We start from the raw sequence: 14,049 nt of genomic DNA on the forward strand, positions 1-14,049 counted from the left end.
CGCTCAGAAGGCCGTGCCGGCCTTGGCCACCACCGTGTCGCCCTCGCTGAGGCCGCCGCGGATCTCGACGTCGTCCTCCGAGGAGGAGCCGACGGTGACGCGCCGGGTCTCGATCCGGCCGCCCCGGACCACCTGGACGCTGGTCGTGTCGCTGCGGCGCAGGATGGCGGCGCGAGGCACGGCCACGCCGCAGCTGCGCGCCGTGTCGATCACCGCACGCGCGAACATCCCGGGCCGCAGGTCGGGATGGGCCGGCACCGACAGGTAGGCGCGGCCGAACTGGGTGGCCGGGTCGACGTCGGTGGCCGGCACTCGCACGTCGCCGCGCAGCTGCAGGTCGTTGCCGATCAGGATGCGGCTCTCGGCCCCGGCCCGGATCGTCGCCACGGCGAGGCTCGGCACCTGCACCACGAGGTCGAGGTCGCGGTCCAGCGCGATCTGGAACAGCGGGTCCATCTGGGGGCTGATCAGCATCCCGACCTTGGCGGTGCTGCGCGTGACCGTGCCGGCCGCGGAGGCCTTGAGGCTGATGGAGTTGGGCAGCTTGGCGAGATTCGACGGGGCCAGCATCTGGGCGACCGAATCGTCCGCGCCGATCTTGGCCACCCGGGCCAGTTCCTGGCCCGCGGTAACGCCGTCGCCCTCCTGCACCAGCACGTCCGATACGCGGTAGCCCTCGATGTTGATGCTCACGTAGGCGGGGCGGCGGGGCATCAGGTAACCGGTCACCCGCATCGTGTCGGAGAAGCAGGCGCGGCGCGCCCGGGTCGTGTCGGTCGGGGCCTCCTCCGCCCGGGCGGGCGCGCTCAGGGCCAGCACGAGGAGGAGGACGGGGCTGCGGCGGCAGGCCTCGGGGCGGTCGGGACGCATGCAGCGGACTCGGCGCAGGAGAGTCGGGGAAGCCCCCCGGCGTCCCGCGCGGAACCGAGGAGGCGCGGCGCGCACCCGTCGCCGGGCCCGCGCCGCGGGATCGGGTCCGCGGCTCCGGCGCGGACCGCGGCTCACGAGAGCAGGCCTCGGTCAGAGTGAAACGTGAAGCCTGCTCTCGGTCTTTGATTGTGCCGCATGTCCTCCGCTGAACCGGCAACCCCTTCAGCGGGACATACTCTCGAGCAGGATCCGATCACGTCGCCATCGGACACTGCTCTAGGTCCTTGTGTTTTAACGCATTTTTTCCGACGAACCGGTCTCCGCTTCGTCGGAAAATGCTCTAGCGCGAGGCCGACTTGACGCCCGACATGTTGACGGCCGTCACCCGGCGGTTGGCCGGCGAGAGCGGGTTCGTCGCGTCCTTGAGCTGCGCCTTGCCGTAGCCGACGCTCACGAGGTTGGTGCCCGGCACGCCGTAGTTCTGGACGATGTAGTCCTTGACCGCCTGGGCCCGGCGCTCGGAGAGGGCCTGGTTGGTCTGGTCCTTGCCCTTGCCGTCGGTGTGGCCGACGATCAGGAAGGTGTTGCCCTTGAGCTCGTTGCGGGCGAGCGCGGCGCCGAGGCTCTTCACGATCGGCAGCGCCTTCGGGCCGATCTTCGCCGAGTTGTACTCGAACGGGATCTCGAGGTCGATGCTCGGCTTGTCGGCCGAGACCGCCGCGAGCTTCGTGCGCTCGCTCGGCGTCAGGGAGGTGCGGTTGCGCAGGGAATCGAGGAAGGTGCGATCCTCGCTCACCACCGGGGCGCCGCCCGCCCCGTCGTTGCGCGTGCCGACCGAGAGGCTGCGGCTCACTCCCATCGGGGCGGGCGCGGCCGCGCCCCCGCCGAGCGCCTTGACGATGTCGGCCTCGCTCGGGGCCTGGGCGAGGGCACCCGCCCCCGTGCCCAGGATCAGCCATCCGGCGAGGCATGCGGCCCGCGCGGCGCGGCGCGGGAAGGTGTCGGCAGAACCAGTCATCGTGTCACTCCTCTTGTCCGATCGTAGTTCCTCGCCAGACGCTCACCGTATCGTTTTCGGTTGCCGCCCGTTCAGGCGCGTCCGCGCGCAAGAGGCGACACCGTCTTCTCGCCTCATCCCCGATCTCAGCGCGGGGCTTCAGCGAATCCCGTACTGAGCGAACTCGTTCTCGAGGCCCGGATCCATCCGGAGCGCATCGGTGATGTCGCTCTTTCCCTCCTCCGTCTCCCCGGTCCGGACCCGGGCCATCCCGCGTCCGTACAGGGACGAAGCTTGCTTTCCATTGCCCTTCAGCGCGGCATCGTAATCGCGGATGGCGAGGCCGGGAAGTCCTATCTTGAGGTTGACCAGTCCACGACTGTCCAGGGCATCGGGGAAATTGGGCCTCAGCTTCAAGGCCTCATTGCAGTCGCGCAGGGCGCGGTCGAGCTCGTCGAGCATGGCGCGCACCCAGCAGCGGTTGTTGAGCGCCTCCACGTCGAGCGGGTTGATGCGGATCACCTCGTCGAAATCCGCGAGCGCCGGGGCGTAGTCCCGGTGCACGGCGAAGAGCTGCCCGCGCCGGTAGAGGGCCGCCGTGTCCGTGGGGCTGCGCTCGAGCGCCCGGTTGAGGTCGGCCCTCAGGCGCTCGTCGTCGCGGCTGTAGGGCAGCGGCGGCAGGATCACCTTGGCGGTCACGGCGGGCTTCGCCTCGAACCGCTTGAGCTCCGCCCGGCCGCGCTCGCCCCAGGCCCCGTCCGGGTACTTGGCGACGAAGCGCTCCATCGCCTCCCGGGTGCCGGCCCGCTTGGCCACCGCGAACTCGGCGGCCGCATCGGCGCTCGGGCTGACCCAGGGCTCCCGGTTGTCCTTGACCTTGTCGTCCCGATTGTTGGCGATCCGGCCCTCGTCCCGGGCGGGCCTGTCGTCCCGCGGGGGACGATCGTCCCGGGCGGTCTTGTCCTCCCGGGCGGGCCTGTCGTCCCGCAGGGGCCGGTCGTCCTTGAGCGTCGCGTAGATCCACGGGCTCTGCCCCGGCTGGCTCGCCGCCACCGCCGTGCGGGTGGCGTCGAACACCGCCCGCGTCACCCCGTCGGCGGCGCCGATCTGCTTGACCAGTTCCTCGGCGAAGGGGCTGCGCGCGGTGGTGATCTGGCGCAGCATCTGGCCGGGCTGCGTCGAGTAGACCACCAGGGCGTTGGGCGGCGCCTCGGCGAGGGGTGCGAGCCCGTTGGCGAAGCTGCGGAAGCGCCGCTCGAACGGGTTGCGGTTCGCCGCGTCGAGGATCACGACCTTCAGCTCGGCGCCGCGCTTCTGCATCTCCCCCAACACCGCATCGAGGTTGAAGCCGTCCCGGCGCAGGTCCGGCTCGGTCCAGATCTGCGCATCGACCGGGATCAGGTAGTTCTGCTTGCTCGACTGGATGCCGTACCCGCCGAAGTAGAGAAGCGCCGTCGAGCCGGCCTTGATCTTGTCGTAGAAGCGCGCGAGCGCGGCCTGCATGGCGAGCTTCGCCACGTTCTCGGCCACGTCGACGGCGTAGCCCTTCTGCTGGAGGACCGCCGCCACCGCCCTGGCATCCGCGACCGGCGTGGTCAGGGCGGTGTCGCTGTCCGGGTACTGCGCGTTGCCGATCACCAGGGCGATCCGCTCACCGCCCCTGCCCTGCGCGAGGACAGGTTGAATCGCCTGGCACGCACTGAACGCGAGCACGATGCCGACAATCCACAACGCACGCATGCCGTCCTCAGAAACTTGCACGACTGTCACGATGCACCTTCGGAAGCTTAAGACCTCTTCCGCGCGCTGACAAGTTTAACAGCGGCGCGCGACCGCCTCCGAGTCGCCGGACCGGCACTCGCTTCCGCAATGCGAAGACTGCATCCCCGTGACGAGTTCAAGTTCCTCCGCGTCACTGACCCAGAAGCTGAACTTCCGGCGTCAAGTCCTTCCAGGACTCGGATCCGAGATCAGATGGTCTCTCGGCCAGATGATGAGCGCAGGAACCTGCCGACGCTCACGTTCTACATCCGATCGGCGGATGCGCGAGTGCGGACCCGCACGCCCGCGACGGGCGGATGCCCCGGACGACGCCCGTCCGGGGCGGCGGGTCGCGGGGGCGCCGCCTACTCGGTCGCGAGACGGGTCTCGACGCGGCGGTTGGCCGGGTCGAAGGGGTCGCCCCCCAGCGGCCGGCTCTTGCCGAGACCCTTGGCGGCGAGTTGGCCGGAGGACACGCCCCGCTCCTCCAGGTACTTCACCACGGCGCCGGCCCGGCGGGCCGAGAGGTCGAGGTTGAACCCGTCGCCGCCGCGGGCGTCCGTGTGCCCCTCGACCACGAAGTTGGCCGCCTTCAGCCGCGCATCGCGCAGCGCCTTGGCGAATTCGTCCAGGTTCTGCTTGGCGGCCGGCGTCAGCAGGTCCGAATTGTACTCGAAATTCACGACGAGATCGAAGTTTCCGACCGGCTTCGCCCGCGTGTCTACGTTCTGGTTGCACTCGCTGTGCGTGCCGATGCAGAGGCCCCGGGTTTTGCCCAGCGGCTCGGCCGGCGCGAACTTCTTGACGATGTCCTCGGCCGTGTAGGCCGGCCCCGCGAACGCCGGAGAGCTGGCGACGACCGCCATGAGTGCGAGAAACGGGATCGTGATCTTGGCCTGCATTTCCGAAATCCCCCGCGACCCTGCGCTTATGCCGCAATCATAGTCTAGCGTCAATCGGTGCGGCGGGTGATTCAGGCGGAAACTGCAGGCCGACTCGGCTTGATCAGTCCTGGCGAGTCGTGTCGCGGCGCGGCGGCACGATCCTCTTGATGACGACCGGAATCGGTGGCCCGCCGGGGACGACGCCGGTGCGGCCCTTGCCGAACGTTTCCGCCTCGGTCAGGGTGACGTGGGCCATCCCGGGCGCCCGCCGTCCCGCGGCCGTCCCGTCCGGGGCCCGGCGATTCGCGGCCCGAGAGACCGGTCGGACCATGAAGAGAGACGCCTCCGCGCCGCGTCCGGGATCCGCCCGGGCGGCGCTCGATCTGGGCTCGGCCTGCCACGCGGGGCGGGTTCGGGCGCTCAACGAGGACCGCTTCCTGCTCGCGCCGGAGAGCGGCGTCTTCGCGGTGGCGGACGGCATGGGCGGGCATGCCGCGGGCGAGGTGGCGAGCACGGCGGTGGTGGAGGCGCTGGCGGCGGTCGGTCCCGCGGGCTCGCCCGGGGAGCTGCTCGCGGCGCTCAAGGGGCGGCTCGCCGCCGCCAACGCGGATATTCGGGCGGTGGGCCGGGCGCGGGGCGCGGTGGTCGGCACGACGGTGGCGGTGCTGCTGATCCACGCGCCGCACTTCGCCTGCCTGTGGTCGGGGGACAGCCGGATCTACCGGGTGCGGGCGGGGGCGATCGCGCAGCTCTCCCGCGACCACACCGAGATCCAGTCGCTGCTGGAGCGGGGCGCGATCACCCCGCAGGAGGCCCAGGCCTGGCCGCGCCGCAACGTGATCACCCGGGCGATCGGCGTGCAGGCGCAGGCGGAGATCGACCTCGACCACGGCCTGCTGGAGCCGGACGACCTGTTCGTCCTGTGCTCGGACGGGCTCACCCGCCACGTGGAGGATGCGGAGATCCTCGCCGCCGCGGCGGGGCCGGGGGCGGCGCCGAGCGCGCAGGCCCTGTGCGACGCGCTCCTCGCCCTGACCCTGCAGCGGGGGGCGGCCGACAACGTCACGGTCGTGGCGGTGCGCTACCGCGGCGGAGGCGCCACCCCGCCGGGCGGCCTCGCTCGTCCGCCGCAGGAACCTGGCCCACCGGAGGAACCCGGCCCACCGGAGGAACCTGGCCCACCGGAGGAACCTGGCCCATGAGCGAGGAGACGGTCTTCCTCCCGCCCCAGTCCCGGTCCTTCATCGCGCCCGGCACCCGTCTCAACGACATCTACGTGATCCGCAGCCTGATCGCGGCGGGCGGCATGGGCGAGGTCTATCGCGGCGAGGCGCTGGCCACCGGGGACGCGGTGGCGATCAAGGTGATCAAGCCGGACCTCGCCCGCAACGCCGCGGCGCTCGCCCTGTTCCGGCGCGAGGCGTCGGCGCTGCACAACCTCAACCACGAGGCGATCGTCCGCTACTTCGTGTTCTCGATCGACCCGAAGCTCGACCTGCCCTACCTCGCCATGGAGTTCGTGGACGGGGTCTCGCTCTCCGACCGGCTGAAGGAGGGCCCCCTCGACGGGCCGACCCTGAGGCTGCTGCTGCGGCGGCTCGCCGCCGGGCTGCAGGCGGCGCACGATCTCGGGATCATCCACCGGGACGTCTCGCCCGACAACGTGATCCTGCCGGGCGGCAACGTCGTGCGGGCCAAGCTGATCGATTTCGGCATCGCCCGGGCGCCGAGCACGGACGGGACGGTGATCGGCGGGGGCTTCGCGGGCAAGTATGCCTACGTGTCGCCCGAGCAGCTCGGCCTCTACGGGGGCGAGGTCACGCCGCAATCGGACATCTACAGCCTCGGCCTGCTGATGGCGCACGCGGCGCGGGGCGAGCCGCTCGACATGGGCGGCAACCACGTGGACGTGGTCGAGAAGCGCCGCCGCCTGCCCGACCTGTCGGGGGTGGCGGAGCCGGTGCGCGGCGTGCTGCAGGCCATGCTGCAGCCCAACCCGAAGGACCGGCCCGCCGACATGGCGGCGGTGGCGGCGCTCGCCGCCGCCGAGCCCGCCGGGCCGCGGCGCCTGCCGGTGGCGGTGCTGGCGGCGGCGGGCGGGGGCCTCGCGACCGCCGCGGTGGCCGGCCTCGCCGTGATGGTCCTGTCCGGGCACCCGCGCGAGGCGCCCCTCACGACGCCGGTGCCGCAGGTGGTCTCACCGGCCGGCCCGGTGGTGACGCCCCAGGTCCCCTCCCCTCCGCCCGAGCCGCCCCGGAGCGACACCAAGCCGTCCGCCGATCCGTCGGGTCCCTCCGGCACCAAGACGCCGGGCGGCGCCCCGGCCAACCCGCCGATCATCGCCCTGCCCGATCCGGGCGAGGACCCGGACACGCCGCCGCGCCCACCCCGCCCGTCGCCGTCCGCGCCGCCGCCCGCCGCCACGGCGACCGCCGAGGAGGTGGAGAGCTTCATCCGCAAGTACGACGGGGGCGACTGCTTCTTCCTCACGCCGGTCTCGACCCAGCCGCCGGACGTGACCCTGGACGCCTTCGGGCGCTCGACCCAGCCCTTCCTCGACTTCGACAAGGCGTTCCAGAACACGCTCGGGGTCGAGCCGCAGATCAGCCTGCGGCAGGTCAGCGACGCCCAGTGCCCGGTGGTCGGCTTCCTGGCGCGCCACTACCCGCAGCGCGACGCGCGCGCGGCGAGCATCACGATCACCTCCGACCTGCTGCATACGGGGCAGGACCTGGTGGGCGTGGTGGAGACGCGGGGCGAGCGCAGCGTCGACCTGCTCCTGGTGGCGGATGACGGGCGCGTGACCAATCTCGGCCGCTACGGGAAGCGGACGGGCGACACCCTGCGCTTCTCGGCCCGGATGGAGGGCAGCGGCACGCCGCGCCCGCAGCTCGTCCTGGTCATCACCAGCCAGAAGCCGCTCACCAGCCTGCGCTCGGGGATCAACGGCCGCGCCGAGCAGCTCTTCCGGCAGATCAGCGACGAACTCGACCGCGACCCCCGGCCGGCGGGGATCGCGGTGGCGTATTTCAAGCTGGGGACCTGAGCCGGCCCGCCTCGGGGCCGGCGGGCGCCTCAGGGCATGCGGGTCATCAGGCGCAGGCCCTCGATATCGAAGCGCGTGAAGGGCCGCGGGCCGTAGGCGCGCCAGCCGTAGGGCGCGACCGCGACCGGGCCGAAGACCTCGTCCGCGAAGGCGACGCGGTACGGATGTGAGACGCGGGGCGCGACCCACGCGCATTCCTCGGGCGTCAGGCCGCGGCAGGGAGAGGCTTGCGCCGGCAGTGCGGCCGCGAAGGGGGCCGCCAGGACGAGGGCGGCGAGAACCGGGGCAGCGCGCAGCGTCATCGAGAATCTCCGTCTTGTCCGTGGCGTCGGCGAGGGGTGATCGCGTTGTCTGACCCTGATGTGGGTGTTCGATCCCGCCACCGCAAGGTCTGGTCTTGCTCGTCTAGAGCAACGGCCCGGCTGAGACTGTGCGACCGCACACCTGAACGGGAGCTGATTGGTTCTGCTCTCGACGGATCTTGTCTTCCATCCACCCTCCCCCCTCAGCCCAGGGCTGTCCGGGGGGAGGGTTCGCACCCCCGGCCCGACGGACTCAGAAGGTCGAGAACTGGTAGCGGATGCCGGCGCGCCCGCCGCCGCCGACCAGGTCGCCGCCGATCCGGTAATCGCCGCGCACGAAGCCCGACAGGCCGGTCTTCAGGTTGAAGAAGTTGATCGAGGCCTGGACCTCGCCGCGCACCTTCCCCTCCTCGCGCAGGCCCGTCACGCCGGTGATGCCGTTGAAGGCCCCGACCGTGCCCGTCTCGGTCAGCACGGTGTAGACGTAGCCCGTGATGCTCGGCTCGATGCGGATGTTGTCCTCCACCATCTCGGTGCCGATCCGCGCGCCGATCCGGCCCCGCAGCGCCTCCCCGTCCCGCAGCGGCACCGCGCCCGCCGCCAGCGCGGCATTGCGGTCGAACACCGTCGAGACGTATTCCAGCCCCGCCGTCGGCTCGACGTAGATGTTGTGCTCGAGCGGGATGCGGTAGCCGACATTGGTCGTGTAGTTGTAGTTCTGCAGGCCGGTGCGCTGGCGCAGCCCCGGCGCCGTGATGTCGAGGCCGAGCAGGTCGACCTTGAACAGGTTGTCCCAGAACCAGGGGCCGTTGAGGTAGGTGGCGTAGACGCCGACCGTGCCGCCCTCGTAGGATTGCCGGCCCGCATTGGCGTTGAGGTCGACCCCCGCCACGGTGTAGCCGCCCATCACGCCGACGATCAGGCCGTCGTCCGGCTTGGTCAGCCCGCTGAACACGACGTCGGCGCCGCCCAGGAAGCCGCCCGAGGACTGGCTGTAGCCGAGGTCGCGGCTGAAGTTCTGGCCCGCGAAGGAGAAGTTGCTGAAGCCGGAGCGGCTCTCGAGATCCCCGAAGGCGCGGGCCCAGACCGCCGGGCGCGCGCTGGTCTGCGGCGCGGGCTCGGCGAGGTTGGGGGCGATCGGGTCCTTGCTGACCAGCGCCGAATAGGCCGAGAGCCCGTTGTACTGCATCACCTGCGGGATGGAGGGCTGGCCGGCCGGGGCTTTGAGGCTGTCGCGGACCTGGGTGAGGCGGTCGAGCACCGCCGACCCGCCCTGGAACGCGATGGTGCGCGCCGCGACCACCGCGGTCTGCGCCGAGAGCCCGACCGCGGTCGGCACCGCCCCGAGCGCCACCGAGGTGCCGCCGCTCTGCGCGGGGGTGGAGACCAGGATGGCCTGGAGCGAGCCGAAATTCTGCGCGCCCGTGAGCGTGAAGGCGTTGGCGGCGGTGGTGCCGTTCACCGTGACGATCGGCGCCCCCGTGGTGAAGGGGACGGCCTGGGTCAGGTTGGTGACCGTGATGCCGGTCGTGCCCGAGGCGTTGCCGGTGATGATCACCCGGTCGCCGGTGCCGGTCTGGGTGCTGAACTCGGCGGCGATCTGACCGTTGCGGCCGACGTAGTTGCCGTTGATGGTCAGCGTGTCGCCGGCCTGCCCGTTCACGAGGCTGATGAGGCCCGCATTGGTGAAGGTGGTGGGCCGGGTGGCGCTGCCGATGCTGCTGCTGCCGGTCGCGACCAGCAGGCCGGTGGCCTGGTTGTCGAAGCTCGACAGGTTCTGGAACCCGGTCGAGGCCAGGGAGACGCCGCCCTGGTTGGTGAAGGTGCCGCCCCCGAAGCTGCTCTGGCCCGTGACGTTGAAGCGGCCGCTCGCCGCGTTGGTGAAGGTCGAGCCGGTGGAGAGGAGGACGGAGCCCGTCAGCGTGCCCGCATTGGTCACCTGCGTCGGGGCCGCGCTCGCCGCCGTGGTGATGGCCGCGCCCTGGGCCGTGATCGTGCCGAGGTTGGTGATGCTGAGCGAGCCGAGGGTCGCGGCGGCCGGCACCGTGGTCAGACCCGGCGCCGCGGTCAGGACCGCCGCGTCGATGCCCGTCGGGCCGGTGATGGTGCCGCCCGTGTCGTTGAGGATGCTGATCGCGCCGCCGCCGCGGGCGAGGATGCCCGCCGGGCCGGTCGTCTGGAGGAAGCTGGCGACCGCCGAGGGCAGGCCGCTCGTCGGCGGGGCCGAGGCGGTGCCGGTCTGGGTCAGCGCGCCGCCGTTGGTGATGGCGAGGGGACCCGCCACGGCGCCGCCCGCGATGCCGAACTGGCCGAAGGCGACCGTCCCGGTGTTGGTGAGCGAGACCGGGCCCGTGAAGGCCCCGGCAACGAGGCCCGCGTAGGAGGCGTTGAGCGTGCCGCTGTTCGACAGCGCGGTGTTGGTGCGCGAGGCGCCCGAGACGCCGACCGGGGCCGTGATGGTGCCGGTATTGGCGATCGTCAGGGCGCCCGTGTTGGCGTCCGCCTGGATGCCCGCGGTGGTGGCCGTGATGGTGCCGGCGCTCTTGACCGTGACGGCGCCCGACCCCGAGCTCGAATCGATCTGGATGCCGGCGCCGGCCGTCGCCGTGATGGTCGCGGAGGCCGCGACGTTGACGGAGACGCTCCCGGTGGGGCTGCCGCCCGTCGTCAGCGTGGTCGGCATCACCAGCACGGCCGCGCCGGTCGAGGGGCCGGCGATCGTGGTGGTGTCGAGCACGTTCAGGGTGAAATTGTTGAGCGGCGTGTAGAAGATCCCGCCCGTGTAGTTCCGGTTCGGCCCGCAATTGGCCGTGGTGGTGGTCGAGGCGTTGTCGCCCGCCTGGCAGAGGCTGGCGACCAGGATGACGCCGTTGCGCACCGGGAACAGGAACTGCCCCGGGACGCCGTTGTTCGAGCTCGACACCAGGGCGTTCGGCCCGCCGTCCAGGAGGGCGCCGTTCACCAGCGAGCCGGCGATCTGGAAGTAGGTGCCGTCCGCGCCCGTGCCCGCGGAGTAGCCGGCCGAGGCCGAGGTGCCGCCGAGGCCGTTGGTGCCGCCGCTCGCGTCGCCGGTCTCGAACTGGATGCGCTGGTAGTTGAAGTAGATGTCGAAGTTGCCGGTGCCGGTGTCGCCGCGGCCGGCCAGGATGACCTGGAAGGTGTTGGTCTTGTCGACGTGCGAGCTGTAGTAGCCGACCGACGGCCAGGTCACCCCGAAGGCGGTCTGGCCCGCATAGGTGCCGGTGCCGTAGGAGGTGAGGCCGCTCGCCGGGTTGCGGGTGTCGACGTCGGAGAAGAACGGGGCGATGATCGGCGCGCCCCGGTAGGCGGCGCCGAGGCCCACGGGCGTGAACTGGCTCAGCGGCTGGCCGAACGTGACGTTGCCGTTGTTGTTCACGTAGAGCGACGTGTAAGTCGTGCCGAAGAAGTTGGCGCTGAAGGGCAGCGCCACCGCGGCGGTCGAGCCGTCGTCGTTGGCGGCGAGCTGGTTGGCGGTGAAGCCCGGCGCCACGGTCTGGGCGAGCGCGGCCGTCCCGAGGACCGGCAGTCCCACGGCGGGCAACCCCGCGAAGGACGCGCCGAGCATGAGCAGGCGCCGCATCCGGGCGAGGCCCCGCCCGCGGCTCGTTCCATCACTCCGCTTCACCATTCCCACCCCCCACCCGGTCATGACCAATGGCGACCGCTCGATGGCCACCCGCGGCCACCGATGCGACGCCGATCGTCGTGCCCACCCCGAATTGTCCGCCACAGGGCGCAATTGACCGCAGACGATCGGGGTGACGATAACTGCTAAGCTCGACCCGAGTCCATGATGGAATTGGTAGCTCGCTTCATCCCCACTCGTCCGTTGCCTGGAGGCCACAGATACCGACAACAACGGCGGGGATTATGACTTTACAGAGTGCCTAAAGTGAAATGCTGCCACTCAATAGATGACGTCGCGCTACCGCGCATCTGATCCAGGCTGCCGTGACTGCGTCAGCAACCTGGAGATTCACAAGGTCTGTTGGAGCCCGACGGCCGTGGCCCGGGGGAGACCGGCGCTCAGGAGGCCATCGCGCGGCCGAAGGACTGGACGAGACCGGGTTCGAGCTTGCCCTGCATGGCGTCGAGCACGGTCATCGCCTCGCGCATCGGCATCGGGGTCTTGTAGGGGCGGCGCTCGGTGAGCGCGGCGTAGATGTCGCAGATCGTCATCAGCCGCACGCCGTCGCTCACCGCCTCCCCCGACAGGCCGTCCGGGTAGCCCGACCCGTCGAGGAATTCGTGGTGGTGGCGCACGATGTCGAGGGTGAAGGCATCGCACTCGCCGCCGGCCTTGAGGATGTCGTAGCCGATCGCCGCGTGGGTGCGCATGATCGCGGTCTCGTCCGCCGTGAGCCGCCCGGGCTTGTTGAGGATCGGCAGCGGGATGCGGGCCTTGCCGACGTCGTGGACCAGGGCCGCGCGCACGAAGCGCTGCTGGTCGTCGTGGCGGAAGCGCAGGTGCACGGCGAATTGCGCGGCGAGCCCGGCCACCAGCAGGCAGTGCTGGTAGGTGGCGTCGTCGTGGGACCAGACCTTGTCGAGCCAGAGGGCGAGCCCGCCCTCGCGCACCGCGGTGAGGATCGGGGTCAGGCCCGCCTCGACGGTCTCCATGCGGATCTGGCTGCCGGAGCGGGCCTCGGCCAGGAGCGAGGTCAGCGCCTCGCCGGCCCGGGCGACCCCCTTCGCGACCGCCCGCTCGCCGACCGGACCGAAGGCGTCGATCTGGTTGGTGAGGGCCGCCACCACGGTGTCGGGGGGCACGTAGGCCGGCAGGCACACGGTCGCGCCGAGGGTGCGCGCGTGGCGCAGGGCCTCGGACGAGGTCCGCCGCAGGAGCCCGATCACCGGCAGCGACCGGCCGCGGTAGCGCCGTTCGAGCGCCCGCAGGCAGGAGGTGGCTTCCGGCCGCGTCAGGGTGAGGTCGGCCACGACCCCGATCAGCGCGGTCTCGCCGACCCAGCGCTCCTCCGTCCCCACCACCGCGCAGGGACCCACCGACCGCAGCGCCTCCGCCAGCGCCGCGGAGCGGTCGGGCCGGTCGGTGACGAGCACGATGGTTGCGTCCTGCATGGCAGGCCCTTCCGGCGGAATGGCGGCGACCCGGTCTCGACACGTATACGGTGAGTTGCGAAGGAATCGCTTACGCGATCGACAAGTTGCCGTCGCGCTGCGGGCGAGATCCGGCCTGTCTCGGACCGGTCCCGTCCGTGAGGAAGGGGCCGCTCGGTGCCGCGACCCGGGGGATCAGTTCTGGACTTGGCCCTCGCCGACGCGGATCGGCCGGACGAGGTCGCCCTCGCGCAGGAACGGCGCGGCGCGCACGACCACGAGATCGTTCTCCGACAGGCCGGTGCGGATCTCGACCTCGTCCTCGGAGAACAGCCCGACCGTGACCGGGCGCGCCTCGATCTGGTTGCCGCTGGAGACGTACACGGTGGTGCCGTCCTGGCCGCTGACCAGCGACGAGAAGGGCACGGCGATCCCGCAGCTCTCCCCCACCGAGACGGTGCCGCGGGCATACATCCCGAGCCGCGCCTGGCCGGCATTGGTGAGGAGGATGCGCACCTGGCCGAGCTGGCTCGCCGCGTCGGCGGAGGGGGAGACCAGCCGCACGCGGCCCGGGAGCGCCGAGAGGCCGAGCGGCTTGACGCTGACCGGCTGGCCGGGGGCGATCTTGCCGAGGGCCGTGATCGGCGCGTCCGCGGCGAGCTCGACCTCGCCCTGCCCGATGATCACGAAGAGCGGGTCGGAATGGGCCGGGGCGGGCCCGCCCGCGGTGGCGGTGCTGCGGCCGATGGTGCCGGCGGCGGGGGCGCGGACCGGGATCGGGGTCGGGTTGACCGAGCCGTCGTCCGGGACGAGCTGGGCCAGCACCTGGTTCTGGCGGACCTCGTCGAGGGGCCGGGCGAGCACCTGCTGCACCCGCAGCCCGTCCCGCTCGGGCCGGATCTGGATCTCGTTGCGGGCCGCGAGCACGCCGGTGACGTCGACCTTGTCGTCGAAGCAGCGCCGCTTGGCCGGGGCGACGCTCACCGCGAGGCCGGCGCCCGGGGCAGGCTCGGCGGCGGCGAGGGACGCCGTCAGCGGGACGGCGAGGGCGGCGATGAGGAACCGCGGGAGGGAACGCTCGGACACGCGAAGACTCCGGGGACGTGGATC

11 protein-coding genes are annotated in these 14,049 nt (G+C 71.6%); 2 read left to right on the forward strand and 9 right to left on the reverse strand.

Annotated elements, in window-relative coordinates; all coding sequences use genetic code 11:
* Positions 1 to 3: 3 nt before the first annotated feature.
* From ACW9J6_RS25635 to ACW9J6_RS25655, 5 genes are all read right to left on the reverse strand, one after another.
* Positions 4 to 870, reverse strand: coding sequence for an efflux RND transporter periplasmic adaptor subunit (locus ACW9J6_RS25635; RefSeq protein ID WP_457119176.1), 867 nt, complete (start codon positions 868 to 870; stop codon positions 4 to 6).
* Positions 871 to 1,210: 340 nt separating this feature from the next.
* Positions 1,211 to 1,888 carry an OmpA family protein gene (locus tag ACW9J6_RS25640; protein ID WP_457119177.1) on the reverse strand — a complete coding sequence of 226 codons (678 nt, stop codon included), beginning with the start codon at positions 1,886 to 1,888 and terminating at the stop codon, positions 1,211 to 1,213.
* A 138-nt stretch (positions 1,889 to 2,026) separates the two neighbouring features.
* Entirely contained in the window at positions 2,027 to 3,607 is a 1,581-nt protein-coding gene (locus ACW9J6_RS25645; protein WP_457119178.1) for a caspase family protein, read from the reverse strand.
* Between the two features lie 386 nt (positions 3,608 to 3,993).
* Complete coding sequence (locus ACW9J6_RS25650; RefSeq protein WP_457119179.1) at positions 3,994 to 4,530, reverse strand: OmpA family protein; 537 nt, start codon at positions 4,528 to 4,530, stop codon at positions 3,994 to 3,996.
* A gap of 103 nt (positions 4,531 to 4,633) precedes the next feature.
* Complete coding sequence (locus tag ACW9J6_RS25655) at positions 4,634 to 4,768, reverse strand: hypothetical protein (RefSeq protein ID WP_457119180.1); 135 nt, start codon at positions 4,766 to 4,768, stop codon at positions 4,634 to 4,636.
* Between the two features lie 73 nt (positions 4,769 to 4,841).
* On the opposite strand from ACW9J6_RS25655, the gene ACW9J6_RS25660 reads away from it, so the two are divergent.
* Entirely contained in the window at positions 4,842 to 5,714 is an 873-nt protein-coding gene (locus ACW9J6_RS25660) for a PP2C family protein-serine/threonine phosphatase (RefSeq protein ID WP_457119181.1), read from the forward strand.
* Positions 5,711 to 7,558 (forward strand): serine/threonine-protein kinase, encoded by a 1,848-nt coding sequence (locus ACW9J6_RS25665; RefSeq protein ID WP_457119182.1) that lies wholly within the window; start codon positions 5,711 to 5,713, stop codon positions 7,556 to 7,558. Before ACW9J6_RS25660 ends, ACW9J6_RS25665 begins: the two co-directional genes overlap by 4 nt.
* 29 nt (positions 7,559 to 7,587) lie before the next feature.
* Here ACW9J6_RS25665 and ACW9J6_RS25670 read toward each other — a convergent pair whose 3' ends face one another.
* The 4 genes from ACW9J6_RS25670 to ACW9J6_RS25685 all read right to left on the reverse strand — a co-directional run bounded on the left by ACW9J6_RS25670 (position 7,588) and on the right by ACW9J6_RS25685 (position 14,025).
* Positions 7,588 to 7,860: a hypothetical protein gene (locus ACW9J6_RS25670; RefSeq protein WP_457119183.1), complete on the reverse strand. Its 273-nt coding sequence runs from the start codon at positions 7,858 to 7,860 to the stop codon at positions 7,588 to 7,590.
* Between the two features lie 253 nt (positions 7,861 to 8,113).
* Complete coding sequence (locus ACW9J6_RS25675; RefSeq protein ID WP_457119184.1) at positions 8,114 to 11,509, reverse strand: nidogen-like domain-containing protein; 3,396 nt, start codon at positions 11,507 to 11,509, stop codon at positions 8,114 to 8,116.
* Positions 11,510 to 11,907: 398 nt separating this feature from the next.
* Positions 11,908 to 12,960 carry an HD domain-containing phosphohydrolase gene (locus ACW9J6_RS25680; RefSeq protein WP_457119185.1) on the reverse strand — a complete coding sequence of 351 codons (1,053 nt, stop codon included), beginning with the start codon at positions 12,958 to 12,960 and terminating at the stop codon, positions 11,908 to 11,910.
* A 174-nt stretch (positions 12,961 to 13,134) separates the two neighbouring features.
* Positions 13,135 to 14,025: an efflux RND transporter periplasmic adaptor subunit gene (locus tag ACW9J6_RS25685; protein WP_457119186.1), complete on the reverse strand. Its 891-nt coding sequence runs from the start codon at positions 14,023 to 14,025 to the stop codon at positions 13,135 to 13,137.
* Positions 14,026 to 14,049: the final 24 nt, after the last annotated feature.

The sequence above is a fragment of the Methylobacterium sp. JK268 genome, assembly GCF_054052225.1.

Bases quoted from the DNA above. Each gene is read 5' to 3' on its own strand.
- ACW9J6_RS25635 (WP_457119176.1), bottom strand. From the start codon at position 870: ATGCGTCCCGACCGCCCCGAGGCCTGCCGCCGCAGCCCCGTCCTCCTC.
- ACW9J6_RS25640 (WP_457119177.1), bottom strand. From the start codon at position 1,888: ATGACTGGTTCTGCCGACACCTTCCCGCGCCGCGCCGCGCGGGCCGCA.
- ACW9J6_RS25645 (WP_457119178.1), bottom strand. From the start codon at position 3,607: ATGCGTGCGTTGTGGATTGTCGGCATCGTGCTCGCGTTCAGTGCGTGC.
- ACW9J6_RS25650 (WP_457119179.1), bottom strand. From the start codon at position 4,530: ATGCAGGCCAAGATCACGATCCCGTTTCTCGCACTCATGGCGGTCGTC.
- ACW9J6_RS25655 (WP_457119180.1), bottom strand. From the start codon at position 4,768: ATGGCCCACGTCACCCTGACCGAGGCGGAAACGTTCGGCAAGGGCCGC.
- ACW9J6_RS25660 (WP_457119181.1), top strand. From the start codon at position 4,842: ATGAAGAGAGACGCCTCCGCGCCGCGTCCGGGATCCGCCCGGGCGGCG.
- ACW9J6_RS25665 (WP_457119182.1), top strand. From the start codon at position 5,711: ATGAGCGAGGAGACGGTCTTCCTCCCGCCCCAGTCCCGGTCCTTCATC.
- ACW9J6_RS25670 (WP_457119183.1), bottom strand. From the start codon at position 7,860: ATGACGCTGCGCGCTGCCCCGGTTCTCGCCGCCCTCGTCCTGGCGGCC.
- ACW9J6_RS25675 (WP_457119184.1), bottom strand. From the start codon at position 11,509: ATGGTGAAGCGGAGTGATGGAACGAGCCGCGGGCGGGGCCTCGCCCGG.
- ACW9J6_RS25680 (WP_457119185.1), bottom strand. From the start codon at position 12,960: ATGCAGGACGCAACCATCGTGCTCGTCACCGACCGGCCCGACCGCTCC.